The sequence below is a fragment of the Rickettsia endosymbiont of Cantharis rufa genome, assembly GCF_964026445.1.
Lineage (GTDB): Bacteria > Pseudomonadota > Alphaproteobacteria > Rickettsiales > Rickettsiaceae > Rickettsia.
The window spans coordinates 931,806-955,408 of record NZ_OZ032150.1; the positions used below are offsets into that span (position 1 = coordinate 931,806).

Here is a 23,603-nt window from a genome sequence, read left to right on the forward strand (position 1 = left end):
CTCCAGGCTTAGAGGCATTATTAATATATTACAGTTAAAAATATCGATTACACTGCTTGCATTGATATCTCTGTTGTTTTGAAATTGAATATCCCGCCTTTACTACTTTTTCTGTGTCGTTATAATATCTACACTTAACATCTATTCTTGATCTACACTTAACATCTATTCTTGCCATAACTCCTTAACTATAATTCTCTCTTATTACTGTTTGAGGATTATAGACTATTCATGCTAAGCTGCAATACGGGGGCACGACCCACTTTGCCATACATTAGAAGAAAAAAATATTACCAAATTTGCGAGAAATACAAAACGAGAATTCTCAAACCGCTCCAACTTTATATAAAAACTTTCTTCTAGAACAGCAAAAATACTTAAACGAACAAGAGAAGGCTTTTTCAAACTCTTGTCAGAGTCAACGTAAAAAGCAGTGGAACTATTAATGACACTCGAGCCGCTGCTAACGTCGGAAGCTAAAGAGCTATTAGAGACAGCCACTTTATGTCAAAAAGAGACGAAACATGCAATATGGGGAAAAGTAACTTCTTTAATCCCATTCGGGATCAAAACTATGAAATTTTGGGCCGGTGAATTAGTAGGTTTAAACCAAGAAGTTAAAAATAGCTTAGTATACGAAGTTTCGCACGCAGGAGATATTGGTACTTTAAATGCGATAGAAGAGATATTATTTCAGAAATCTATTATTCAAAATGACGAGGTTAGTTTAATTGAACTTCCAAGTTAAAGTAACCCCGCCTCTACTCTGCACGTTCCCGTTATAAACGGGAATCGTTGCATGGATCGTTTTATGTCATTCTCGCGTGGCATTGTTGCGTGGATCAATTTGACGCTGTCATCCTGCGAGCTTGTAGCGGAATCCAGTCTTTTTTTTATTTTTTCTGGATACCCCTGGAGGGGTCACGGTATGACATTTTCCTTAAGTTGACACGCAAGTGCTTCCACAAAAATGACATTTTCACAAACATTAAATTTGTTAATCATTAATTAAAAAATTAATATTTAGTTTGCAGAAATTGAAAATATCGCGAATAATGCTCACGCGACAAGATAATATTAAAACTCAAAAAGGATATTTATATGCCAAGAAACAATATTGATGAAAAACTTCCGGATGGAAGCACAATTTTACATAACACAGTAAAAGAAGGGAATGAAAAGCTTATTTCACTTTTGATTCAACAAGGACATTCTGTTCATATTGAAGATGCGGAAGGAAAAAACCTTTGGATTATGCACCTACAGAAAAAATTAAAAAAATGTTAATTACAGTGATGCAAGTAGATCAAACACTTATTTATTCTAGTGCAGATAAATATTTTAATGATTTAAAAAATACTTATATTACAAGGGAATCAGATAAGGAAAAGCTATTGATATATTATTTAGCGATCCTACTATTAAGCCGGCAGTAGCTGAGGTAGTGATGCAAAAAATTTGGAGTTATAGTATTAACGATAATAATCCAGTAATAACTTCGATAGCAGCACCTGTAGAAGCAATACAAACAACAACAACTTCTATAGCACCTACAGCTACCACAATTGTTCCATCAGAAGCTTCTATGGATGCACTTTGATATAAAGGCACGTCTTAAGAATGGTGACAGCATAGAGGATATTATTTCCTCATTAGAACATTATGGCATTGAGAATAAAATTAAAGACAAGGTAATACAACATATTTTTGATTATGTTAGTGGTAATAGTGAAGCAGTGGCTCCAGAAGAAGTAGCTCCGGTAGCAGCACCTGTAATACCTGCAACGTAGAACCCGCTTCGACAACTTCTTCTTCAGAAGGAGCGTTATCAACTGATATAAAGGTACGTCTTTATAATGGAGAAAGTAAGGAGGATCTTATTAATTTCATACTTCTTTATCAGGATATTATCGATGATGCAGGAGATAATTTAGTAAATGAAATTTGTGATTATTCTTTTGGTACTGCATTAGCTGGACAGATAGCTACAGATATTCAATTCTAATTTAAAATCTCTTTTAATTCTTTCAAAGAAAACCCCGGTGGTTTTAGGTAGTCAAGTACTACTTTACCACTATCAAGTACTATAAGCCTTTTGCCGTAATTTACGGCATCTTCCAAATTATGCGTTATCATAACGGAAGTTATCTTATGCTTCTCTATAATCTCCGCTGTTTTTTTCATCACTGCATACGAAGCTTTCGGATCTAAATTTGCCGTATGCTCGTCTAGAAATAATATTTTAGGCGGGTGAGCTATGCTAAGTGCAAGCAGTATAATCTGCTTTTCTCCGCCGGAAAATTTACCAAGCGATTGTGAAAGTAGTGATAAAAAACGCTTAGGCGAACCTGTAAGCTCTAACACCTCGCTACTTGTTAACCGTTCATTACTAGAAAACCTACTTTCCCACAAAGTAATATTTTCTTCAAGGGTCAACTCGGCAAACATCCTATCTTCAGCCTTTTGTGTTATCGTAACCAGGGTAGAAGCTTTCTTAGATTTAGGTATTTTATCGATTCTGACTTGATCTAGAAACACTTTTCCGCTAGTCGGCTTTAAATAACCGGCAAGTATTTTAGCTAAAGTGGACTTACCACTACCGTTGTGTCCTAGTATTACAACAAACTCCTCTTTAGCAATATTTAAAGTAGTGTCAGCAATTATAGACTCACTTCTTTCCTTAACTTTGAACTGTATTTTTTCTGCGTATAAATAAGGTTTCATAATTTTGTCTTTTTAATCAAAAAACGTGCTAGGTATCATACCGTGGCTTGACCACGGTATCCATTAAAACAAATAAGAATACTGAAATTTAGTATTTTTAACTGGACCCCGTGGTCAAGCCACGGGGTGACGATCATTTTCTAGATTCCCGCCTACGCGGGAATGACATTACAGTATTACTTCTTACTCACCGTACTCAAAGAAATAAACAATACTATCCCTAATATAAGCTTAAGGTTTATAGGATCAATGCCAATCCAAAGTAAACTACTAAGAGCAATAAAGTAAAATAATATACCTATAAAACAGGAAAATATTTCTTTAAACGCATTAAAATTATTAGCATGGATTAAAATATGACGTCCTATAACAATCGCACCGATACCGACTAGTGCTACCCCAAAACCCATATTAATATCGGCAAAACCGTTTACTTGTGCCGATAAAGTACCCGTTAAAGCAGCAAGACAATTACTTATGCTAAGACCAAGCGCGCGGTAAAGCTCGACAGGTTTTCCTAAATTAATCAATAAATCTTTATTAAAGCCAAAAGCTCGAAGAAATAAACCAAGCTTACCTTTCAATAAAATTATAACTACAAATATGATAGGGCAATTGATTATTATTAAAGGCACTAACCAATTTTCGATGTTTAATATAGATAGCAGAGTCGGCATACCGAGAACCGATATATTAGGACGCTGCATAATTTGCAAATTAACGGAATAGAGCATAAAGCTCGCAAGTATGCCGGCTATAAGTCCATTAATGCGGTTATTTTTCTGCATAAAACTAACTATACTGCCAATAACTCCGCCCGCTATCACGGCAAATATTAATGCTGGAAATAACCCAAATGAAATAGTGCATGCAAATACCGCCGCACCAAGTACATAAGTACCATCTACGCTAAGATCGGTAATTTTTAGGATCCTATAACTTATATACATCCCTAAAATAAGTGGCAACATTATTAAGGATTGCTCAAGAGCAGTAACTAAAATGTTCATGTTACTACTCTGTAAGTTCTTTTTTAGTAAAAGGAAGTATGGATAAATTTTCTTTAGTTAGAATATCTTGCTTAACAAATGATTTAAGGTTAATAAATAAAGTTAGGTCGTTCATATCCCCAAACGGAATATCTTTTGGCGCTATTCCTTGCAAGATTTTTTTTGCCATTAAACCCGCTTCTACACCTATTTGCTTTTCTTGCACTCCTACAGCAATAGTCGCCCCGCTAACTACCGAACCTTCATCGGAAGCGATGATCGGAATACGGCGTTTAAATGCTTCTTGCTTTAAAATATTGATCCCGCTAACCACTAAATGATCTTTCAAAATTATAAAACTCTGCGTATTTTTAGGAACATTTTTTACAGTCACCGACATATCATTTAAATTTTGTATCATTGCCGTGTGCAGAGAAATATTGTTTTTTCCAGCATATAATTTTAACATTTCTACTTCAGGGATAACTTTCTCGCTACTGCTATAAATTAAAGTGATATTCTGTAAAAAAGGTAATTTACTAATTGTGTCCGTGATTTTTATTTCATCATTAACACCGGTAACTAAGGGTAGATTTTTACTATTAATCATAGCTGCAGCACAAACAATCGGTTTATTTGTTATATGAGAAATAACAGTTTGGCTGGCCGTCGTGCCGATTGGAATTATTACATCAATATTCTGATCTTTTATTTGCTTTACAAGGGCAAGTAAAATATTAGAATCAGCATGAGTATTTTTAACTATAATTTCTGCATCTATATCTTTTAGCGACTCTTTAATTCCTGATATAATCTCAGTCATTGCGGCATGTTCAAGCGAAACAATAACTGCTACTTTTTTTTGGTCTGCATAAATCGTAATAGTTAGGAGTAAAGGTAATAAAAAAGAGAAAATTTTTTGAAAAATATTAGAGGTAAACATTTCAATATCCTATTGTAAGTTATAATTTAATAATCAAAATTTTAATTTGCATATAGAAAATCCATAAGCGTGAAGAGTTATCTACGCCAACGCCAATTTTGTATTAAACTATTAACCTTTAAAGATATCATAAATATTTTTAATTGTAGAGATATAAAGTAAAGATAAAAAAATCTATCTTTCTGTGACTAGAAGCTTAATAGTCAAGAAAGCTCTATCATAGAGGCTATCTGTAAATAAATTTTAAGGCTAGTCTAATTCTTTTATTTGCTGCAAATTATAAGATTTTTTTGAAATATAAATATATTCTTTCAAAAACCTTATAATTTTCGCTAAAAAAAGCTCTTTAATTACCAATTAAAACTTATTTAGAGATAGCCTCTTAATTTTACAGGCTTAGCACTATTTTAAGATCGTGTCAATAGCCAATAAATGGCATTGCCTAAAAAAGCGGCTTTGTTTTACATAACTCTTGAAATATTTTATTCGCATGAAGAGACTTTGTTACATAAATTCGATATCATTCCCGCCTGACATTGTTACGTGGATTGATTCCACCTTTGTCATCCCGCAACTTGATCGCGGGTTCCAGTTTAAAATACTAAAATTTAGTACTTTAAGTTGCTTTTCTAGATACCATTGTCAAGTCACGGTATGACACCGAACGGGTTTTTTGATCTATGCAACAAAGCTTATAAGATGAAAAAGGAATTCATTTCTCAAACTATGCATTTTCTGTTTGTTCTAATACCACTTGCCCTAGTAATTGTGATAGAACATCTTGACTTGCTTCAGTCCAGTTTACAGGAGGATCTTCATTAGGTAAACCGGTATCATAACGCGTATTAAACATTGAGGCAAAATGAGTAGTTTCTTGATTAAATTCCCCAGCAGCTGTAACTTCTACTCCGTAACCATAATTTTTTAATGCTTTTTGTAAATCCACAACTTTATCACCTTCATCTTTTTGACTTACTAATACTTTATTTCTTTGTTCATCAGTAGTCTCAATATATTCACCATAACTTTTTTTTGCTAACTCTTGCCATGAAAAAAATTTACCAGGAGCGACATGTCTTTCTGCAACTTCACCAAGGCCGACTAAATCATGTTTTAAATCTAAATCCGGATATCTTACTTTTATATCCTCAAGAAATTTACATAATTGCTTTATTTGCTCTTTTGGAAAAACACTTTCTGCATTATTAATAAGCATAACCCCGATACCGAACTTATTAACACCCACTTCTCCTTTCCAACTACTTTTACCTGCGTAAAAAGCTTGATCTGTTAAATCATTGTGATATTCTTTTTGAGTCCCATCCTTATCAATTATGTAATGAACACTTGCACCTCGCTCATCTAATGCTTCACGAGCAGACTTAATATCCTTGCTTACAGAATAAGTAATAACTACACAACTAGGTTTTACCCCCTCCGGTCTTGGAGTCATATATTTACCGTTTGGAATATTTGTATTACTAATACCGTTATTTTCGATAGCCTTACTTTTACTCATAAACTTTCTTCATGTATTTAATAATTATTAATGGTTCAGAATTTACTAAACCTTAACAAAAATTAATACTTTGGCAATGCTAAGTCAATGAAGACTTAAATATTATTTACAAGGTATCGGTACTAATCTGGCAAGTTCAATTATTATTTTTCTAATATTTGGATGTTGTACTCTAGTAAATGTTCTAGTTAACGATCAAGGTTCTCTTTCCATAGTCCTTGATAATTCTTTATAATCAAAAGAGATTTCATTTTCATATTGCACTTCTTTTTCAGCAATATTATTTAAGAAATCACTTTCTATTTCTTTGAATAGATATTCAATTTTATTATTAGAAGTATTTTCATCGTCAGTTTTTAACTTTTCTTCTTCAGAACTATTAAAGAAATATTTTAAAGGTGTATTTAAAACTTTTGCAAAAACATATAACCTACTTATAGGTATATTACTTAAACCTTCTTCATATTTTTTAACTTGGAGAGCACTGATATCTAAGGCTTGCCCTAATTCTTTTTTGCTAATACCTACAGCAAGACGCCGTTCTTTTAAACGTTCACTTGCGAGTTTGTCTGGATGTTTTATTGAATCATTCATTTTAACAATAAGATTTAATCATTAAAAATTAATTATTAGTAAAGTCTATTCAACTTTAGATGTAGTAAATATATTACTTTATATTTAATCAAGCAACTTTATTAAAAATTAAATATAATGACGCTAAAATCCTTTAGTTATCAAGAATCAAGGCTAATAAATAATTAATTAAAAGTATAAAAACGATAGGTAATAGAAGAGTAAAATTACCAAATTGCGAGAATATAGTAGGAGAGGTTAGTTTTTTAGGAATTAAACCTTGGGTATAATTTATTTCATCTAGATTTAGTTTTTTTATTGTTCTGCCAAAAGGATCAATTATAGCTGAAATGCCGTTATTGGCTACTCTAATCATAGGTAAACCGTTTTCTACGGCTCTACTTCTACTGATATGAAAATGTTGATATGGCCCACTTGATTTACCGTACCACGCATCATTTGTAACATTGATTATTACATCCGCAATTTCATTAGAAGTCCGAACGAAATCAGGAAAAATCGATTCATAACAAATTAGAGGTTTAATTTTTAGATTATATTTTTCAAGATAAACAAGCCCTCCGTCTCCTTCTTTATAATCAATTAAACCATGAGTTAATTTTTTAACGGGTAATATTTTTTTAAGAGGCATATATTCACCAAAAGGTACTAAATGCGACTTATGATACTCAAATAATTTATGACCGTTTTTATCAAGAGAATACATAGCTGAGTAAAGCTCAAATTCATCGCCTTGTTTTTTATTATCTAAAATTCCTCCTGTTATTAAAGTAGCATTTGCTCTATTTAACATTTTTAATAATTCTGATTTAACTTGCGGTACATCAAATGGCACTACTAACGCTGCTTCAGACCAAATAATTAAATCGGTAGACTCTGTATTTTCTGATAAATTAATATGTAGCATTAAATTATGCCAGAATTCCGCTTCATTCCATTTTTCGATTTGAGGGATCGAAGGCTGCACTAATCGCACTTTTATATCAGTGAAATCTGTAGGATTATTACTTAGCCTTACTGCTCCGTAAATGACAATTACGGTTAATACTAGAATTGAACTAGCTAGTAATATTTTTAACTTAGTAAATTGCTTGCTAAATAAAGGATAAGCGGACGTGGCAATATATATAACTATAAAACTAAGTCCATATATCCCTATTATACTTAAAGGCTGTATTAAAATATCCGAAAACGAAAAAGCATGACCGATTAAATTCCAGGGAAGGCCAGTAAAAATCCATGAACGTACCCACTCAAATAATACCCAACATAAACAGAATATAAATTGGTAATATTTATTATTTTTAGCGAAAAAACTAAGCATACAACTTGCCGATATAAAGAAAGCTAGAACTATAGGTAGACCAAATAACGCAAAAGGAATTGCCCACCAAAAATCTGCAATATAAACGCTAACACCGATGCTTATCCAATATATTCCACTTAAAAAATGCCCAAAACCGAATAAATAACCAAGTTTTGCAGCTTCTTGCCAATTTTTAGATTTTTGAACTATATAGCATAAATAAGATAACGTTAGTAATGCCGGTATAAAGAAAGTCGGAGCAAAAACTAAACCGCTTAACATCCCGAATAAAAAGCAAATAATTTTAGATCTATACATTTTATTATTTTAAATAAGTAAAATTTATTTACAAAATAATACATCATGCTATCATTTCAGCAAGTTTTTAATATAACGAGTAAATAAATGACTACAGGATTACTACAAGGGAAAAAAGGCTTAATTACAGGTATTGCAAATAATATGTCAATATCGTGGGTGATTGCACAGCTTGCTAAAAAACACGGGGCAGAGCTATGGTTTACTTATCAATCGGAAGTGCTAGAAAAACGAGTTAAATCACTCGCTGAGGAAATAGGTTGTAATTTTGTTAGCGAACTTGATGTTACAAATCCAAAATCAATTAGTAATTTATTTGATGATATAAAAGAAAAATGGGGGGCTTTTGACTTTTTACTTCACGGTATGGCTTTTTCTGATAGGAATGAACTAAGGGGACGCTACATAGATACTAGCCTTGGAAATTTCAAGAACAGCCTACATATATCGTGCTATTCTTTAGTAGAGCTTGCAAGACATGCTGAGCCGCTCATGAATGATAATGGGAGCATCGTAACCTTAACTTATTACGGTGCTGAAAAAGTTATACCTAATTATAATGTAATGGGGGTTTCTAAAGCTGCGCTTGAGGCTAGTGTAAAATATCTAGCAAACGATATGGGAGAAAACAACATTAGAGTAAATGCTATTTCGGCAGGACCTATCAAAACTTTAGCATCTAGTGCAATAGGTGATTTTAGTACTATGCTTAAATCTCACGCTGCAACCGCACCGTTAAAACGTAATACTACTCAAGAAGATGTGGGAGGAGGAGCAGTATATTTATTTAGTAATTTATCTAAAGGTGTTACCGGTGAAATTCATTATGTAGATTGTGGATATAATATTATGGGAAGTAATAAATTATTGTAGGAGTTGATGTCATTTCTGCAACGGTACATTGGTGTCAACTTAAGGATCAATGTCATTCCTGCGAAGGCAGGAATCCAGCGTAAAGCGGGCCATGCAACAACGCCGAATAAATCACGCGATGACACTGTATTTTTCAAACCATGCAACAAAATCATCACAATCAGCGATTTCTTTTTTTGAGGTGTTCAGGTTTTGGAGGAGCGGGCAGTTTTTTAGATTTTGCCTGAGCCTTTTTAATCTCTGACGGCAATTCCGGGCTATTTAATCTATTTAACTCTTTTGAAATTTGCTTTAACTGTTCTTGCACTTCTATCTTTAAAGGAGTATGAGAATTTTTAACTTCACTATTTATTGTTTTTCCTATTTTTTTAAGATTTTCTTTAGAAATAAAATATGATTTTACACCTATATAATTAACAATCTTTGACCACCAAGTTTGTCTTTTATGCAATCCTTGATATATTACATCTACTAAATCATTTTTTTTGAATGTTAATATATAATCAGAAGCTCCTTCTAAGGATTTAGATAAATACCTTTTTATTTCTCCTCGTCTCTTATCTTCAATATTTACCTTTTTGTCTTTCTCTAAGGTTGTTATTGCTTTTTCAATTATTGAAGATATTTTAGTATCTTTTTTTTCATTTGCTTTATTTTCTAATTTTTTTTTGATATTAAAATGTGTACTGGTTCCTATTTTAGCATCTACTAATTGTTTTACATACTTACCGTTAGGGTCTTGTATTTTTTGCTCTATCTCAGCTGATTTTAAACCTAATTTTGCATATATCTCTGATTCCCGGAAAAGTGGAGCATATAATAAAAAATTAATACTTTGGGCTATTCTACTATCTACCAAATCTTTATAATCTCTTTTGGGATAAAATTTTTCTTGTAAAATACGATAATGATCTAATATTTCCTGAGTTATATCTTTTACATCAAGAGGTTGTAATTCTCCCTTAGCATTAAATTTTGCTTTCATACCTGAGTGTTTTGCTTCCAATAATAATATTTCTTGAAAAACTTTATTATCAGGGGTACGACAAACGAAATTAGGATCATTATCCGGCATTAATTCATTTGCATTTTCCATTATTGTTTGATTAAGTTTATGTAATTGCTCTTTATTAAGCTTCTTATCTAAAAAACTTATAAAAGCTTCCCTTTGCTTTTGCTTACTTGTAGTACTGAAAGTCTGCTGTATTTTTTGCAAAACATCAAAATCAAAATTTTCACTACCCATTTCTTTGATAACTAAATTTGCTAATTTTTTTGTTTCAGTATCCACTGTTTCTTTTTTATTTTTTGTAGCCATATTTAGTATTAATCTAACCTATAATTATTCACATATTAGTTATATATTAAATTAATTTCTAGATGTTTTTACTATATTTATAATTAAAACTTTAAGACAGTATCTAGAAAGTCATACTTGGCTTTCGCTATTTCCTAGAATTTCCATTGATTCTAATGGTATTATTTCATTATATGTGGGGTAACCAAGGTTACTTAAAATATCTAAATCCCCTAGACTTTTAATATAAACACTTTCCATATCATTTAATTTTTTTCTAAGTTTCCTAACACAGTCAATTTATTCACATCTACATTCTTTACTACATCTTGCTTAAAAAAATTACTGATAAATAAATACATTATACTTTGTGCTAAATTATTTTTAATATAAAATTCTTTTAAGTATTCAATAAAACTTTCAAAAAAATTTAGTTTTTCAAAAGGAATTTGACAATCAGACATAATTTTTGATATAATTTTTTCTGCAATTCTTTTTCTTCAGTTTTTTTTCATAAAAATTGATAGTTAAAGACTGATAAAGTTCAAGCAATCACTTAGGAAGACTAAATGTTAATGTTTGATGGTCGCACCTCCATTTTACAGATGTGGATATTAAAAGGCTATACGTTCAATAAGAGTTCCGATGACTTTATCATGAATATCCAATGACTTGGAAAAACAAATTGTTTTACGTGTCAGTCTTTTGCATCTTGTTCTAAGATTTAAGTTACCCCGTTCTATCCGTTGAGTATATTTTTTATTAACAATGTGTTTTTTGGGATCTAATAACCTAGCATAACTTCCCCATCCATCTGTAAAGTAAAAAGTAACCTTAAAATCCTCCGGTTTTTTTCAGTAATGATTCTGATGTGCTATCACATCTCGTACCAAAAGTATAAGCAACTACTTTTAACAAAATCTTATCCAAAGAATATCAAAGCCATCTTTGTTTGGATTTATTCTGTACATAAGACCATTGTTCATCTATTTCAGGAGCAATAATTACTTCTATCGTATTGATAGAATGATTTATCTTTTTTAACGCTAGATTTTTTTAAAACACGGATAACCGTATTGATACCCACTTTTAATACTCTTACTGTATCCCTAACTCCAGAGCCATTGATTGACATATCTACTATCTGAGCCTTGACTCCAGGCTTAGAGGCATTATTAATATATTACAGTTGAAAATATCGATTACACTGCTTGCATTGATATCTCTGTTGTTTTGAAATTGAATATCCCGCCTTTACTACTTTTTCTGTGTCGTTATAATATCTACACTTAACATCTATTCTTGATCTACACTTAACATATATTCTTGTCATAACTCCTTAACTATAATTCTCTCTTATTACTGTTTGAGGATTATAGACTATTCATGCTAAGCTGCAATACGGGGGGGCGACCAAGAGTAAGTTAATTGTGAAGTGAGTAGACCACCGACTATGGCAAGCCCTAGCGACCTTCGCTCTGCTCCTGTTGCTCCGACTCCAAGAGCAATGGGCATAGCTCCCATTAATGCAGCTAAGGTAGTCATTATAATAGGTCTGAATCTTATTATATATGCTTCATAGATTGCTTCATGCGAAGATTTATTGCCGGTTCTCTCAAGTTCTAAAGCAAGGTCAATAATCATGATAGCGTTTTCTTAACTATACCAATTAGCATAATCAGCCCAACAAATCCGTACATATCAAGTTCGCTATTAAATATTAGCAAGGTAAGTAATGCTCCAAATATAGCCGTAGGTAGCCCCGAAAGGATTGTTATAGGATGTACAAAACTCTCATATAACATGCCAAGAATTATATAAATAACTATAACGGCAAGTCCGAGCAATAAGCCAAGATCGGAAAAAGACGACTGAAGTGCTTGAGCTGCGCCTTGGAAGCTGCCTGTTATGGTTGCAGGCATTTGTAGCTCTCTTAAAGCCTCATTAACTTTTGGAACGGCGTCACTAATTGAATATCCATCTTGTATGTTAAATGATACCGTAACCGAAGGTAATTGTCCGAAATGTGAAATACTAAGAGGACCAACAGTATTAACAATTTGGCCGCGCCCCCGTATTGCAGCTTAGCATGAATAGTCTATAATCCTCAAACAGTAATAAGAGAGAATTATAGTTAAGGAGTTATGGCAAGAATATATGTTAAGTGTAGATCAAGAATAGATGTTAAGTGTAGATATTATAACGACACAGAAAAAGTAGTAAAGGCGGGATATTCAATTTCAAAACAACAGAGATATCAATGCAAGCAGTGTAATCGATATTTTTAACTGTAATATATTAATAATGCCTCTAAGCCTGGAGTCAAGGCTCAGATAGTAGATATGTCAATCAATGGCTCTGGAGTTAGGGATACAGTAAGAGTATTAAAAGTGGGTATCAATACGGTTATCCGTGTTTTAAAAAAATCTAGCGTTAAAAAAGATAAATCATTCTATCAATACGATAGAAGTAATTATTGCTCCTGAAATAGATGAACAATGGTCTTATGTACAGAATAAATCCAAACAAAGATGGCTTTGATATTCTTTGGATAAGATTTTGTTAAAAGTAGTTGCTTATACTTTTGGTACGAGATGTGATAGCACATCAGAATCATTACTGAAAAAAACCGGAGGATTTTAAGGTTACTTTTTACTTTACAGATGGATGGGGAAGTTATGCTAGGTTATTAGATCCCAAAAAACACATTGTTAATAAAAAATATACTCAACGGATAGAACGGGGTAACTTAAATCTTAGAACAAGATGCAAAAGACTGACACGTAAAACAATTTGTTTTTCCAAGTCATTGGATATTCATGATAAAGTCATCGGAACTCTTATTGAACGTATAGCCTTTTAATATCCACATCTGTAAAATGGAGGTGCGACCCCTTTGGGAAATTTACGCACTTATTTGGACCATACGCGTCAAGTTAAGGGGTGCTTATAAGTTTAAGAGAAGATAAAGTAGATTTTTTTGTTTTCCTATATTTATCTTTTAAACAAAAATTTACCCAAGCTATTCGTAAATTTTTAAAGAAGTTTTTCAACTTATTTATCGATTTTTTAAACGTCAAAGTTAGTTCTGGTACTCGCCTTTTAAATTCTAGAAAAGCCTTAGTCATGCTAACTTCCTGATTTATTTTTGATATAAGGCAGTTAGATATAGCATGAAAAATTATAATGCCACATAGCTTAGCATAAAGCTCACATAATGCCCTAGATGAATCACTTTTTCCTTTAAGAGATTCTATTTAAAATGACTTTTATATAACCTAAATAATAACTCAATTTGCCATCTTGCTCTATATATCGTTGCTATATGCTTGATACTGACTTGACTCTCAGGAATATTAGTAATAAATATTGACCAATCAAGTAAATTTTGATTTCTTTGAGAAGACTTATAGCCACGTGCTTTTGCAAGTGTATTCGCCTTCCTTTTCCTGATATCAGATTGTTCTTTTGTAAGCTTATGGCAGACGATCCTAACCGGTAGTAATGATTCCTTGCTAAGTAAAATATCACCTTGTCAAAAAGTTACTTTCTCTAATAACTCAAGTAAATCTAATTTATTTCTAGCTCTATCATATATATTAGTATCAGTCTTGTAACGACTAATAAAATAAGCGCCTTTAGCACTTAAGGAACTAAAAGACTTAGGAACAAAATACCCTAAATCTGCTATCAATAAATCATTAGGATTAATATCCTGTAAATAATCTTTATAACCTTGATCTGATCGTGCCCCCGCAAGAATATCTATGTTACTTATTGTTTGTGTTGAATAATTATATAATGTGCAGCTTGATCGAAGCTTTTACTCTACGCTCATGATCCTTAAATCCTGACCCATGCCCCTTATATAATCTTTCCATATTGTCGGGCAATTTTATATTGCTGCTATCAAGTAACTTAACGTTATTAAATTTCTGTAATATCCCGCAATCAAGCTTAAAACTATTTGCAAATAAACCGATATTTTCTCATACATACTCCTCATAAAATCCACTGCAGAGTTACTAAATCTGAAATCTAGGCCTTGCTTACTTATTATTACTGATTCTTCATGTAATAATTGACACATTCTTTCTATGTTACAATCAGCATCACTCAAATTACCCAATACTAATGCTTGTGCAAACGAACAGCCGGTTAATCCTCTTCTCCCCTTGATAAAACCGCTGCTAATTGCAACTCTGATAGCTGTTTCTGTTAAAAACTCTTTGACTCTATTCGGTAGTTTTGTTATATTTTTCATTGTATAAGTCCCTTAGCGTTACAGTACTAATACCTATACTCTTTACCTCCTTTTTTAAGTAGCGCTTTTTTCTAAATTTCTTGCAAATTGCTTACTGCCTTTCCTTAACTTGACGCGTATGTACCTCGGAATAGACATTGGGTTCTACATCTTTTTTTGATCTAATGCAGGATATTCTTCTTGACTTTCTTTAGAACCACCAATACAAGAAGTTACAATTTTCTTAAGCCTCATAATAACTCTACCTTTATATATTAAAATAAGAGGGCATTATATTTAGTTAAAAAATATTAACAAGTACTTTATAGGGATATTAAAATAAATTAATTTTTACTGAGGGGATGATGCAATAATGCTTTTTTTAGATGATTAGTTTGAAGATGGGTATATATTTGGGTTGTAGATATATCAGCATGACCAAGTAGCTCTTGAATCACTCTTAAGTCTGCTCCACCCTCAAGCAAATGACTTGCAAAGCTGTGGCGTAATATATGCGGAGAAATATATTCAGGATTAAGCCCTGCATAGAGAGCGGCAGATTTTAACAGGATTGCAAAATTTTGCCTAGTCATATAACCGGCAATAGCTGATGAGGGGAATAAATAAATTAGATTTCTTGGTTTTGCTTTATTCACAAAAACATCTCTAGTCTCAAGATATTTAGTAACACTGCTAATTGCTTGATCATTTATTACTATAATTCTTTCTTTATTACCTTTACCAAGTACAGAGAATATTTTTTTAACGCCTCCTCCTGACACTTTATTAGTCAAAATATCAGTAAGCTTAAGACTAATCAGCTCCGAGACTCTAAGACCGCTAGCATATAATAAATGTATCATAGCATTAAGCCTGATTCCTTCCGGCATAGCGTCTTGGGAGCAATATTCAAGTAGCGATTTAATTTGATCTATAGACAATATTTCAGGAAGTTTATTTTGATATTTTGGTAAATCTACGTTAAGAACCGGATTTAATTTGGTATGATTTTCGCTAATTAAAAATTCATAATAGCTTTTTATAGTTGAGATTTTTCGATTAATAGAACGAGCTTGTAAATCATTACTTGCTAAATACTCAATCCAATTTCTGATATTTTCCGTAGTGGTATTTAATTCTGATAATTTTTGTTTAGCAAGATAGTTTTGGAAATCGAATAAGTCACGCTTATAGCTAAGTATGGAATTTTTTGATAATGCTCGTTCCGCTAAGAGCATTTCTAGGAATTGCGAGATAAATTCCATAAGATTTTTTAATTTCTATAATGGAGGCCAGGGTCGGAATCGAACCGACGAATAGAGGATTTGCAGTCCACGGCATTACCACTTTGCTACCCAGCCTTGGTTATTTTTGTGCTGTCTAACGTCATTGCGAGCAACTATAAGGAGCGCGGCGATCTTATCAAGTAATATAAAATTCCTGAGATTGCCGCATCAAGGCTTCACTCTGATTACTACGTAATTCTTCTCGCAATGGCGTTTTTAAAGCCTACTAAACCGCTGTAATACTACCAACATCCATACAAAAAAGCAACTAATTTATACTAGACTTCTAATTCTTGCAGGTTGCTTTAGCGATTTATCCTTCATAAAATTCAAGAATTGGCTGACTGAATCCACTATATCGTCATTTTTAATATGAGGAAAATTTAGCAATTCCTGGTCGCACCTCCATTTTACAGATGTGGATATTAAAAGGCTATACGTTCAATAAGAGTTCCGATGACTTTATCATGAATATCCAATGACTTGGAAAAACAAATTGTTTTACGTGTCAGTCTTTTGCATCTTGTTCTAAGATTTAAGTTACCCCGTTCTATCCGTTGAGTATATTTTTTACTAACAATGTGTTTTTTGGGATCTAATAACCTAGCATAACTTCCCCATCCATCTGTAAAGTAAAAAGTAACCTTAAAATCCTCCGGTTTTTTTCAGTAATGATTCTGATGTGCTATCACATCTTGTACCAAAAGTATAAGCAACTACTTTTAACAAAATCTTATCCAAAGAATACCAAAGCCATCTTTGTTTGGATTTATTCTGTACATAAGGCCATTGTTCATCTATTTCAGGAGCAATAATTACTTCTATCGTATTGATAGAATGATTTATCTTTTTTAACGCTAGATTTTTTTAAAACACGGATAACCGTATTGATACCCACTTTTAATACTCTTACTGTATCCCTAACTCCAGAGCCATTGATTGACATATCTACTATCTGAGTCTTGACTCCAGGCTTAGAGGCATTATTAATATATTACAGTTAAAAATATCGATTACACTGCTTGCATTGATATCTCTGTTGTTTTGAAATTGAATATCCCGCCTTTACTACTTTTTCTGTGTCGTTACAATATCTACACTTAACATCTATTCTTGATCTACACTTAACATCTATTCTTGTCATAACTCCTTAACTATAATTCTCTCTTATCACTGTTTGAGTATTATAGACTATTCATGCTAAGCTGCAATACGGGGGTGCGGCCTGCTAGGTTATTAGATCCCAAAAAACACATTGTTAGTAAAAAATATACTCAACGGATAGAACGGGGTAACTTAAATCTTAGAACAAGATGCAAAAGACTGACACGTAAAACAATTTGTTTTTTCAAGTCATTGGATATTCATGATAAAGTCATCGGAACTCTTATTGAACGTATAGCCTTTTAATATCCACATCTGTAAAATGGAGGTGCGACCCAATTCCTTTAAAATTATGCTTGATTGTCTTGGTATTAGAACACTACCAGCCTGAAATAAAGGAACTATCGGGGCAAATCTTGTAACCTTATCAAGCCTTGGCTTAATTCCTATCACTCTAATATTATCACCCAAAAACCCTATATCTTGAATTAATTGCTGACCGCTTGCCTTATCTTCAATTAGTATAAATCTCGGTTTATACTCTTTTGCTAATTTTTCTGTCAAATTCTTAAGCTCAGGATAATTAATCTTTTTTCCACACTAATGATACTAAATAATATTTCTGATCTAAAATTCCCTATATAGCGCAAACACTATAATCGGAATTTTTGGAAATTTTAATTGCCGTATCCCAGCTTTGCACAAAATAATCAAACTTCTCAGATAGACTTTCATAAAAGATAATATCTTCCATATTAAGCAGAGATACCCCTCGTGCTATCGGTTCTTGCAAATATTGAGCATTATAATTATAACTACCTATTTCTTGTTCTAATTTTGCTAAGCAATCAGAAGGTTCTTTATATCTATCTAACACCTCACCACTAAGATATTGATATTCTTTGTCTCTATTATTAGTCGTTAATTTAAAAGAATAATCTTGAATGCTAATCGCCGGAATTTTTAAATGATGCCATAAATTACCATTATTAAGTAAATAACCGGACAAATCCTCCGTATGAAGACGCTGCATAACTAAAACTATCGCTCCCTTATTACGATTATTTAGCCTGCTAACAAAAGTTTGCTCAAACCAATCTATAACTTTCTTACGTATTTTATAAGAATTAATTTGTGTAGGGTTATGCGGATCATCAATAATTAATATATCACCGCCCTCACCTGTTGCTGCTCCCCCAACCGATGTTGCAAATCTAAAAACGTTAGCAGTCGTTAAAAACTTGCTTTTTTGGTTATTGGTTTTACTAAGGATAGTATTTGGGGAAAAGTTCCTTATACCGATCAGAATTTAAAATAAACCAACAATCTAGTGAGTGTTAAATGCTAAGTATTTGAGAATAGCTGGCAGCCATAATTCTTTTAGCTGGACTCGCCTCAAGTAAATAAGCAAACCAAGCAACACTTACACAAATAGATTTTAAACTCCTAGGCGAGATATAGCTAAGCCTCTATAAAACAGTTACGTCATGTACTTTTCGAAAAGCGTGTCTACATCACAGAGATATTTTCTTCTCCTAGATTTAGCTTAAAACTATTCTGGTTCAATGGGATTTAGATCAGGGGAATAAGGCGGTAAGTACTCTAATATATGACCGGCTTTTTCTATCATAATTTTTAAATTTGGACTTTTATGAAAACTTGCATTATCCATTACAACTACTGAATTATGGGGTAATTTAGGTATTAAATCTTGTTCTACCCAAGCGTTAAAAATAGCAGTATTAACATTGCATTCAAAAATTGACACAGTCAGCAATGATTTATCTATTAACGCCCCTATAACATTAGTTCTTTTTGACGGATGCCAATCATGGATACCATAACATCTCTGACCTTTTACTGAATACCCATGGGTCCTAGGAGCACTACGGACAAAACAGCTCTCATCGGTAAATACGATCACTTTCTCTTCCGCTTTATACTTTTTGATCTTATGCTGAAATTCTAGCCTCTCTTCTTCTTTTGCCTTCGGATGTCTTAAAGCTTTTTTTATACGTAATATTTAACTTATTTAATGCTTTATGTATCCCTGATTTACTAACTCCTAACCGCTCAGCCCTTTCATATTGGTATGCATCACTATATTGCTCTACGCCTACCTTCAATCTATCAAGCGGTATTTTTGTTGAATCTTTATTTCTACTTCTTAAGGGCGATATTCTTTTTGTCCATACAAATACTCTATTCTTTCCTATTCCAAAACGTTTTGATATTGATGCAAAACTCATCTTCTTTTTTTTCTTGATTGCTGAAACTTTCTTTCTAAAGTCTACTGAATATGTTATTACAATGATTTATTTTAATTACTCCATCTTATTGTAACTGCTTTATAGAGGTTTGGTTATATTAATTATTAAGAGATTAATATAACCGCTTTGCACAGCATTTAAATAGTCGGTAATTATTTTTATATGTTTACTTGGATAATACTCTGCTCCCGGATTAATACTATTAAATACCTTAATGATAAAGCTGTGAAAATCCTGCCGTAAAATAGAATTTAAGAGTTCTTTAGAGTGGATCATGTTATTACAATAGGTGTCATACCGCGACTTGATCGCGGTATCCAGTCCTTTTTGAATTTTTTTCTGGATACTGTGGCGGGGCCACGGTATGACATATATCACAAATTATCGTTGCCATTAATCCCCTATAGTATATAATTTCTAAAAATAGACATTTTTATTTATGAAGCTATTACGAATTGTTTTTATACTGAGTATATGTACTTATTTTCCTATATTTGCAGAAAATTTAGAGTCGGTTACTACAACCGAAGATATTGAAAATGATGTATTTATCCCTCTTGATGAAAACCATCCTATTTTAAATCCAAACGATAACATTAATAATAGTTCTGAATTTAAGAATTACACAAACGGTAAAATTATTGCTCTAAATAAAATTACTGCTACTTCTGAAGAAATTAATTTTAAAGTTGGAGAAGAAAAATATTTCGGTAATATAAAAATCAAATTACACAAATGTATAAAAAATCTTGATCCATATAATGAAGATAATTATTTGTTGATGACCATAACGGAATATAAGATCGATGAAGACCCTAATTTACTTTTTCAAGGATGGATGACTTCAGGCAGTATTTCACTTTCAACGTTTGAACACCCAATTTACGAAATATTTGCTAAAGATTGTTTTTAGATGCAATATTTAATTTCAAGTTTAATATTTTTAATTCCAAGCCTTGGGATGCTTACAGGCTTATCAGCCGCAACTACCGTTACAATTTTTTTGCTAATGTCATTCCCGCGAAAGCGAGAATCCACTCTTATAAAAAATTTTTTACTGAATTCTTGCTTTCGCGGGAATGACATAAAAACAGAACTATTATTCACTGCTTGGTGCTTTATATCTTGTTTATTTGCAATTCATCCTATTAATAGTCTAGTTACTTTTGCTCAAGTTTTCATACTCTTATTTCTTGGATTTAACGTTAGTAATTCTACTCCTTTCGGGAATCACTTGCAACTCAAAAAAGTTTTAATATTAGGAATTCTCACGGCAATATTATTATTCTTTATCGAATATTCTTCTCATGGTTTTTTAACTAAGATATTCAAAGCTAGTTTTGGCTTATATATGCTAGATCGGGGCTGTGCTTTACTTTCAATTACTGCTTGGGTAGCAATCACCATTCTAATAAATGATAAAAAATACCGTTATGCCTTAATGCTATATATATTAGTGCTTTATTTACTGAGTATTTCCGATAGTTTAGCAAGTTTTTTAGGGTTTGGTATAGGGGGAGTAATATTTATTTTAGCAAGATTTATAAAGTCAATATTTTTCAAATTAGTTACAATAAGTTTAATTACCGGCTCGTTACTATTTCCTGTTATAGCTAAACAAATAGAACCACAAGATTTATCTGAAAAATATTTAGCTACACAACCTTCTGCAGCTCATCGTTTATTTATTTGGCATTTCGTTGCAAACAAAATCACCCTAAAACCGATTTTAGGGTACGGCTTTGCCTCTTCTAAATATATCGAAGCTGGTGATAGTGAAATGATCAATTATAAGGGGGAAAAATGGCACCCATTGCCACTACACCCTCATAATAATATATTACAGATTACTCTTGAACTCGGTGTAATAGGGCTAATATTATTTTTATGCTTAGTTTATAAATACTTAAGACAAATCGATAATATGAAGAATAACAATTTTAGGGTAGCTTCTTATTCGTGTTTTATAAATTATTATATTATAGGAATGATTTCATATAATATGTGGCAAATATGGTGGGTATCAAGCGGTATTTGGGTACTAGTTTTAATGAAGTTACTAGTTAAACCTGATATTGTCGTTGATAATTAATGCTATTTGAGGTAAATATAGAAGTAAGTGTTCTTTATGTCATTCCTGCGAAAGCAGAAATCCAGCATAAAGCGAGGTAAACCGAGCTTTTAGTTTTAAAAACTTACTGTGTTTATATCTATTAATTAACTGGATTCCCGCTTTCGCAGGAATGACATAAACCACACTTATATTCATGCAATAAAAATATATGATACAAAACTCAGAATTTTTACAGGAATATCTACCGATTGCTATATTTTTTGGTATTGCGGTATTGATTTCCGGTGTAATAATGATTCTACCTAATTTATTATCCACTAAGAAATATAATAAAGATAAGCTAGGGCCTTATGAGTGCGGTTTTGAGCCTTTTAGCGATGCAAGATCAAAATTTGATATACGCTTTTACTTAGTTGCCATTTTATTTATTATCTTTGACCTTGAAATCGCATTTTTAGTGCCTTGGGCTATTAGCCTTAATATGATAGGTAAAATAGGCTTTTTCTCAATGATGTTTTTCTTATTCGTACTTACTATTGGGTTTGTATATGAATGGAAGAAAGGAGCTTTAGATTGGTAGTAAAAATACTTGTTTAATTTAAAAATTAGCGACACTTCCTTTTGCTTTTAATCCTCACGTACATTTAAGTACGCTGCGGTTAAAAACTGCAAAAAAGCTTGCTTCTTTTCAAATTAAACTTCGTATTTCCATATTTAACTTATGTAGGAATAAAAATGCATAATGACTTTTATCAAGAAGATGAGCTGCTTAATGAAGGGCTTTCTAACAGAGGATTCTTACTCACTAAAGTTGATGATGTTATAGGCTGGGCGAGAGCTAATTCCTTATGGCCAATGACTTTTGGACTTGCTTGTTGTGCTGTTGAGATGATGCAGGCAGCAGCAAGTAGATATGATATGGATCGCTTTGGTATGCTATTTAGACCAAGCCCTAGACAGTCCGACCTTATGATAGTTGCAGGAACACTTACTAACAAAATGGCACCAGCTCTACGTAAAGTATACGATCAAATGGCCGAACCTAAATGGGTACTTTCAATGGGCAGCTGTGCCAATGGCGGCGGGTATTACCACTTTTCCTACTCGGTAGTGCGTGGCTGTGATAGAATCGTGCCGGTTGATGTATATGTCCCTGGCTGCCCTCCTACTGCCGAAGCATTAATTTACGGGCTTATGCAACTACAGAAAAAAATTAAACGCACTACAGGTTTTAAGTATGACGCTCGAAAAAATCATTGAAAAACTTGCAGCTAAATCTAGCATTTTAATAACTCCGGTCACAGTTAGGGATTATCTAGCTTATAAAATCGAACCAAATTTTTTATTACCATTTTTAAAAGCTTTAAAGGAATCAGAAGAATTACGCTTCACTTTACTTACTGATTTATTTGGGACTGATTTTCCGGAAGGATGTCATTCCCGCGAAATCGGGAATCCAGAAAAAATAACCTTAATACACAAAAGGTTTGAAATAGTTTACAACTTATTAAGTTTAAAATTAAACAAACGTCTTGTACTAAAAGTACAAATATCCGAAAAAGAAACTATACCTTCAGCAATGAATATATTTAATGCTGCTTGCTGGTATGAGCGTGAAGTTTATGATATGTACGGGGTAAATTTTGACGGCAATGACGATAAAAGACGAATATTAACCGATTATGAATTCGAGGGGCATCCATTACGTAAAGATTTCCCGTTAACCGGTTATACACAAGTTAAATATGATGAGAAACTAAAGAAAGTCGCTTATGAGCCGGTAGATTTAGACATAGAATATCGAGAGTTCGATTTCAGCTCTCACTGGCATAGCCCGACTTATGTACTGCCAGGTGATGAGAAGGCAGACGATGTAATTCTCGCGAGAGCGAGAATCCAAAAATAGAATTACATCAAAATCGTCATTGCGAGGATAGTCTATGTCATTCTTAGCTAAAAACGGCGTTGTTGCATTACTTGAAAAGCCCGCTCGATGTCATTCCCGCGAAATCGGAAATCCAGCGTAAAGCGAGATAGATCGAGTTTTTAAAAAACTTTAAAGT

At 32.6% G+C, this 23,603-nt stretch carries 29 protein-coding genes, 1 tRNA gene and 5 pseudogenes; 14 read left to right on the forward strand and 21 right to left on the reverse strand.

All coding sequences use genetic code 11. The features are described 5' to 3' along the window. Positions 1–433: 433 nt before the first annotated feature. The 4 genes from AAGD46_RS05280 (at position 434) to AAGD46_RS05295 (ending at position 1,790) form a co-directional block, all read left to right on the forward strand. On the forward strand, positions 434–748 hold the full coding sequence (locus AAGD46_RS05280; protein WP_341786814.1) for a hypothetical protein: 315 nt from the start codon (positions 434–436) through the stop codon (positions 746–748). 353 nt (positions 749–1,101) lie between these two features. Continuing rightward, a complete protein-coding gene (locus tag AAGD46_RS05285; protein WP_341786815.1) occupies positions 1,102–1,287 on the forward strand; it encodes an ankyrin repeat domain-containing protein in 186 nt (61 codons plus the stop codon). A gap of 160 nt (positions 1,288–1,447) precedes the next feature. Beyond that, complete coding sequence (locus AAGD46_RS05290; protein ID WP_341786816.1) at positions 1,448–1,600, forward strand: hypothetical protein; 153 nt, start codon at positions 1,448–1,450, stop codon at positions 1,598–1,600. Continuing rightward, on the forward strand, positions 1,590–1,790 hold the full coding sequence (locus tag AAGD46_RS05295; RefSeq protein ID WP_341786817.1) for a hypothetical protein: 201 nt from the start codon (positions 1,590–1,592) through the stop codon (positions 1,788–1,790). The genes AAGD46_RS05290 and AAGD46_RS05295 overlap by 11 nt, the downstream gene beginning before the upstream one ends. 211 nt (positions 1,791–2,001) lie before the next feature. Here AAGD46_RS05295 and AAGD46_RS05300 read toward each other — a convergent pair whose 3' ends face one another. From AAGD46_RS05300 to lnt, 6 genes are all read right to left on the reverse strand, one after another. Next, entirely contained in the window at positions 2,002–2,724 is a 723-nt protein-coding gene (locus AAGD46_RS05300; RefSeq protein WP_341786818.1) for an ATP-binding cassette domain-containing protein, read from the reverse strand. Positions 2,725–2,900: 176 nt separating this feature from the next. After that, entirely contained in the window at positions 2,901–3,734 is an 834-nt protein-coding gene (locus AAGD46_RS05305; protein WP_341786819.1) for an ABC transporter permease subunit, read from the reverse strand. Positions 3,735–3,738: 4 nt separating this feature from the next. After that, positions 3,739–4,656, reverse strand: a complete 918-nt coding sequence (locus AAGD46_RS05310) for an ABC transporter substrate binding protein (protein ID WP_341786820.1) — start codon at positions 4,654–4,656, stop codon at positions 3,739–3,741. A 724-nt stretch (positions 4,657–5,380) separates the two neighbouring features. After that, positions 5,381–6,175 carry an N-acetylmuramoyl-L-alanine amidase gene (locus AAGD46_RS05315; protein ID WP_341786821.1) on the reverse strand — a complete coding sequence of 265 codons (795 nt, stop codon included), beginning with the start codon at positions 6,173–6,175 and terminating at the stop codon, positions 5,381–5,383. A gap of 195 nt (positions 6,176–6,370) precedes the next feature. After that, positions 6,371–6,769: a helix-turn-helix transcriptional regulator gene (locus tag AAGD46_RS05320; RefSeq protein ID WP_341786822.1), complete on the reverse strand. Its 399-nt coding sequence runs from the start codon at positions 6,767–6,769 to the stop codon at positions 6,371–6,373. A gap of 133 nt (positions 6,770–6,902) precedes the next feature. Beyond that, entirely contained in the window at positions 6,903–8,393 is a 1,491-nt protein-coding gene (lnt, locus tag AAGD46_RS05325) for an apolipoprotein N-acyltransferase (protein ID WP_341786823.1), read from the reverse strand. 87 nt (positions 8,394–8,480) lie between these two features. Here lnt and fabI point away from each other — a divergent pair, with 87 nt between their 5' ends. After that, positions 8,481–9,266 carry an enoyl-ACP reductase FabI gene (gene fabI, locus AAGD46_RS05330; protein WP_341786824.1) on the forward strand — a complete coding sequence of 262 codons (786 nt, stop codon included), beginning with the start codon at positions 8,481–8,483 and terminating at the stop codon, positions 9,264–9,266. Positions 9,267–9,426: 160 nt separating this feature from the next. Here fabI and AAGD46_RS05335 read toward each other — a convergent pair whose 3' ends face one another. The 7 genes and pseudogenes from AAGD46_RS05335 to AAGD46_RS05355 form a co-directional block, all read right to left on the reverse strand. Continuing rightward, on the reverse strand, positions 9,427–10,584 hold the full coding sequence (locus AAGD46_RS05335) for a DUF5410 domain-containing protein (RefSeq protein ID WP_341786825.1): 1,158 nt from the start codon (positions 10,582–10,584) through the stop codon (positions 9,427–9,429). A 111-nt stretch (positions 10,585–10,695) separates the two neighbouring features. Continuing rightward, positions 10,696–10,824 (reverse strand): hypothetical protein, encoded by a 129-nt coding sequence (locus tag AAGD46_RS05340; RefSeq protein WP_341786827.1) that lies wholly within the window; start codon positions 10,822–10,824, stop codon positions 10,696–10,698. 5 nt (positions 10,825–10,829) lie between these two features. Beyond that, positions 10,830–11,027 (reverse strand): hypothetical protein, encoded by a 198-nt coding sequence (locus tag AAGD46_RS05345; protein WP_341786828.1) that lies wholly within the window; start codon positions 11,025–11,027, stop codon positions 10,830–10,832. Between the two features lie 219 nt (positions 11,028–11,246). Next, positions 11,247–11,342: pseudogene (locus tag AAGD46_RS09300) on the reverse strand (IS1 family transposase); the annotation flags it as partial. Positions 11,343–11,499: 157 nt separating this feature from the next. Further along, positions 11,500–11,598 (reverse strand): IS1 family transposase, encoded by a 99-nt coding sequence (locus AAGD46_RS09305; RefSeq protein ID WP_410525956.1) that lies wholly within the window; start codon positions 11,596–11,598, stop codon positions 11,500–11,502. Then, complete coding sequence (locus AAGD46_RS09310) at positions 11,555–11,698, reverse strand: IS1-like element transposase (protein ID WP_341786690.1); 144 nt, start codon at positions 11,696–11,698, stop codon at positions 11,555–11,557. Before AAGD46_RS09310 ends, AAGD46_RS09305 begins: the two co-directional genes overlap by 44 nt. A gap of 254 nt (positions 11,699–11,952) precedes the next feature. Further along, positions 11,953–12,626: pseudogene (locus tag AAGD46_RS05355) on the reverse strand (efflux RND transporter permease subunit); the annotation flags it as partial. 279 nt (positions 12,627–12,905) lie between these two features. Between AAGD46_RS05355 and AAGD46_RS09315 the strand changes: the two are divergent. From AAGD46_RS09315 to AAGD46_RS09325, 3 genes and pseudogenes are all read left to right on the forward strand, one after another. Continuing rightward, on the forward strand, positions 12,906–13,049 hold the full coding sequence (locus AAGD46_RS09315; protein ID WP_341786690.1) for an IS1-like element transposase: 144 nt from the start codon (positions 12,906–12,908) through the stop codon (positions 13,047–13,049). Position 13,050: 1 nt separating this feature from the next. Continuing rightward, complete coding sequence (locus AAGD46_RS09320; RefSeq protein WP_410525952.1) at positions 13,051–13,104, forward strand: hypothetical protein; 54 nt, start codon at positions 13,051–13,053, stop codon at positions 13,102–13,104. A gap of 157 nt (positions 13,105–13,261) precedes the next feature. Next, a pseudogene (locus AAGD46_RS09325) lies at positions 13,262–13,426 on the forward strand (IS1 family transposase); the annotation flags it as partial. A 73-nt stretch (positions 13,427–13,499) separates the two neighbouring features. On the opposite strand, the pseudogene AAGD46_RS05365 reads toward AAGD46_RS09325, so the two are convergent. The 4 genes and pseudogenes from AAGD46_RS05365 to AAGD46_RS05380 form a co-directional block, all read right to left on the reverse strand. After that, positions 13,500–14,827 (reverse strand): annotated as a pseudogene (locus tag AAGD46_RS05365) (IS4 family transposase). Between the two features lie 323 nt (positions 14,828–15,150). Next, positions 15,151–16,071, reverse strand: coding sequence for a site-specific tyrosine recombinase XerD (xerD, locus tag AAGD46_RS05370; protein ID WP_341786829.1), 921 nt, complete (start codon positions 16,069–16,071; stop codon positions 15,151–15,153). A 21-nt stretch (positions 16,072–16,092) separates the two neighbouring features. Then, positions 16,093–16,167: transfer RNA gene (locus AAGD46_RS05375), tRNA-Cys, on the reverse strand. A 350-nt stretch (positions 16,168–16,517) separates the two neighbouring features. After that, positions 16,518–17,236, reverse strand: a pseudogene (locus tag AAGD46_RS05380) (IS1 family transposase). A 53-nt stretch (positions 17,237–17,289) separates the two neighbouring features. On the opposite strand from AAGD46_RS05380, the gene AAGD46_RS05385 reads away from it, so the two are divergent. After that, complete coding sequence (locus tag AAGD46_RS05385; RefSeq protein ID WP_341786830.1) at positions 17,290–17,502, forward strand: IS1 family transposase; 213 nt, start codon at positions 17,290–17,292, stop codon at positions 17,500–17,502. On the opposite strand, the gene AAGD46_RS05390 is transcribed toward AAGD46_RS05385, so the two are convergent. The 4 genes from AAGD46_RS05390 to AAGD46_RS05405 form a co-directional block, all read right to left on the reverse strand. Next, the gene (locus AAGD46_RS05390; RefSeq protein ID WP_341786831.1) at positions 17,446–17,760 is read right to left on the reverse strand and encodes a hypothetical protein; all 315 of its coding nucleotides are present in this window, start codon (positions 17,758–17,760) and stop codon (positions 17,446–17,448) included. The two genes, AAGD46_RS05385 and AAGD46_RS05390, sit on opposite strands and share 57 nt — an antisense overlap. Positions 17,761–17,833: 73 nt before the next feature. Next, positions 17,834–18,229 carry a hypothetical protein gene (locus tag AAGD46_RS05395; protein WP_341786832.1) on the reverse strand — a complete coding sequence of 132 codons (396 nt, stop codon included), beginning with the start codon at positions 18,227–18,229 and terminating at the stop codon, positions 17,834–17,836. A gap of 519 nt (positions 18,230–18,748) precedes the next feature. Then, the gene (locus AAGD46_RS05400; RefSeq protein WP_341787877.1) at positions 18,749–19,219 is read right to left on the reverse strand and encodes an IS630 family transposase; all 471 of its coding nucleotides are present in this window, start codon (positions 19,217–19,219) and stop codon (positions 18,749–18,751) included. Then, positions 19,149–19,445 carry an IS630 transposase-related protein gene (locus AAGD46_RS05405; RefSeq protein ID WP_341786833.1) on the reverse strand — a complete coding sequence of 99 codons (297 nt, stop codon included), beginning with the start codon at positions 19,443–19,445 and terminating at the stop codon, positions 19,149–19,151. The genes AAGD46_RS05400 and AAGD46_RS05405 overlap by 71 nt, the downstream gene beginning before the upstream one ends. A gap of 460 nt (positions 19,446–19,905) precedes the next feature. On the opposite strand from AAGD46_RS05405, the gene AAGD46_RS05410 reads away from it, so the two are divergent. The 5 genes from AAGD46_RS05410 to AAGD46_RS05430 all read left to right on the forward strand — a co-directional run bounded on the left by AAGD46_RS05410 (position 19,906) and on the right by AAGD46_RS05430 (position 23,446). Next, a complete protein-coding gene (locus AAGD46_RS05410; protein WP_341786834.1) occupies positions 19,906–20,379 on the forward strand; it encodes a DUF2155 domain-containing protein in 474 nt (157 codons plus the stop codon). Then, positions 20,380–21,558: an O-antigen ligase gene (locus AAGD46_RS05415; RefSeq protein ID WP_341786835.1), complete on the forward strand. Its 1,179-nt coding sequence runs from the start codon at positions 20,380–20,382 to the stop codon at positions 21,556–21,558. A gap of 190 nt (positions 21,559–21,748) precedes the next feature. Continuing rightward, on the forward strand, positions 21,749–22,120 hold the full coding sequence (locus AAGD46_RS05420) for an NADH-quinone oxidoreductase subunit A (RefSeq protein ID WP_341786836.1): 372 nt from the start codon (positions 21,749–21,751) through the stop codon (positions 22,118–22,120). A gap of 155 nt (positions 22,121–22,275) precedes the next feature. Further along, the gene (locus AAGD46_RS05425) at positions 22,276–22,800 is read left to right on the forward strand and encodes an NADH-quinone oxidoreductase subunit B family protein (RefSeq protein ID WP_341786838.1); all 525 of its coding nucleotides are present in this window, start codon (positions 22,276–22,278) and stop codon (positions 22,798–22,800) included. Next, positions 22,778–23,446: an NADH-quinone oxidoreductase subunit C gene (locus AAGD46_RS05430; protein WP_341786839.1), complete on the forward strand. Its 669-nt coding sequence runs from the start codon at positions 22,778–22,780 to the stop codon at positions 23,444–23,446. Before AAGD46_RS05425 ends, AAGD46_RS05430 begins: the two co-directional genes overlap by 23 nt. Positions 23,447–23,603 lie beyond the last annotated feature (157 nt).

Excerpts from the sequence above, each read along its gene's own strand:
- AAGD46_RS05285 (WP_341786815.1), top strand. The coding sequence starts at position 1,102 with ATGCCAAGAAACAATATTGATGAAAAACTTCCGGATGGAAGCACAATT.
- AAGD46_RS05290 (WP_341786816.1), top strand. The coding sequence starts at position 1,448 with ATGCAAAAAATTTGGAGTTATAGTATTAACGATAATAATCCAGTAATA.
- AAGD46_RS05295 (WP_341786817.1), top strand. The coding sequence starts at position 1,590 with ATGCACTTTGATATAAAGGCACGTCTTAAGAATGGTGACAGCATAGAG.
- AAGD46_RS05300 (WP_341786818.1), bottom strand. The coding sequence starts at position 2,724 with ATGAAACCTTATTTATACGCAGAAAAAATACAGTTCAAAGTTAAGGAA.
- AAGD46_RS05305 (WP_341786819.1), bottom strand. The coding sequence starts at position 3,734 with ATGAACATTTTAGTTACTGCTCTTGAGCAATCCTTAATAATGTTGCCA.
- AAGD46_RS05310 (WP_341786820.1), bottom strand. The coding sequence starts at position 4,656 with ATGTTTACCTCTAATATTTTTCAAAAAATTTTCTCTTTTTTATTACCT.
- AAGD46_RS05315 (WP_341786821.1), bottom strand. The coding sequence starts at position 6,175 with ATGAGTAAAAGTAAGGCTATCGAAAATAACGGTATTAGTAATACAAAT.
- AAGD46_RS05320 (WP_341786822.1), bottom strand. The coding sequence starts at position 6,769 with ATGAATGATTCAATAAAACATCCAGACAAACTCGCAAGTGAACGTTTA.
- lnt (WP_341786823.1), bottom strand. The coding sequence starts at position 8,393 with ATGTATAGATCTAAAATTATTTGCTTTTTATTCGGGATGTTAAGCGGT.
- fabI (WP_341786824.1), top strand. The coding sequence starts at position 8,481 with ATGACTACAGGATTACTACAAGGGAAAAAAGGCTTAATTACAGGTATT.
- AAGD46_RS05335 (WP_341786825.1), bottom strand. The coding sequence starts at position 10,584 with ATGGCTACAAAAAATAAAAAAGAAACAGTGGATACTGAAACAAAAAAA.
- AAGD46_RS05340 (WP_341786827.1), bottom strand. The coding sequence starts at position 10,824 with ATGGAAAGTGTTTATATTAAAAGTCTAGGGGATTTAGATATTTTAAGT.
- AAGD46_RS05345 (WP_341786828.1), bottom strand. The coding sequence starts at position 11,027 with ATGTCTGATTGTCAAATTCCTTTTGAAAAACTAAATTTTTTTGAAAGT.
- AAGD46_RS09310 (WP_341786690.1), bottom strand. The coding sequence starts at position 11,698 with ATGTCAATCAATGGCTCTGGAGTTAGGGATACAGTAAGAGTATTAAAA.
- AAGD46_RS09315 (WP_341786690.1), top strand. The coding sequence starts at position 12,906 with ATGTCAATCAATGGCTCTGGAGTTAGGGATACAGTAAGAGTATTAAAA.
- xerD (WP_341786829.1), bottom strand. The coding sequence starts at position 16,071 with ATGGAATTTATCTCGCAATTCCTAGAAATGCTCTTAGCGGAACGAGCA.
- AAGD46_RS05385 (WP_341786830.1), top strand. The coding sequence starts at position 17,290 with ATGCTAAGCTGCAATACGGGGGTGCGGCCTGCTAGGTTATTAGATCCC.
- AAGD46_RS05395 (WP_341786832.1), bottom strand. The coding sequence starts at position 18,229 with ATGCAGCGTCTTCATACGGAGGATTTGTCCGGTTATTTACTTAATAAT.
- AAGD46_RS05405 (WP_341786833.1), bottom strand. The coding sequence starts at position 19,445 with ATGAGTTTTGCATCAATATCAAAACGTTTTGGAATAGGAAAGAATAGA.
- AAGD46_RS05410 (WP_341786834.1), top strand. The coding sequence starts at position 19,906 with ATGAAGCTATTACGAATTGTTTTTATACTGAGTATATGTACTTATTTT.
- AAGD46_RS05415 (WP_341786835.1), top strand. The coding sequence starts at position 20,380 with ATGCAATATTTAATTTCAAGTTTAATATTTTTAATTCCAAGCCTTGGG.
- AAGD46_RS05420 (WP_341786836.1), top strand. The coding sequence starts at position 21,749 with ATGATACAAAACTCAGAATTTTTACAGGAATATCTACCGATTGCTATA.
- AAGD46_RS05425 (WP_341786838.1), top strand. The coding sequence starts at position 22,276 with ATGCATAATGACTTTTATCAAGAAGATGAGCTGCTTAATGAAGGGCTT.
- AAGD46_RS05430 (WP_341786839.1), top strand. The coding sequence starts at position 22,778 with ATGACGCTCGAAAAAATCATTGAAAAACTTGCAGCTAAATCTAGCATT.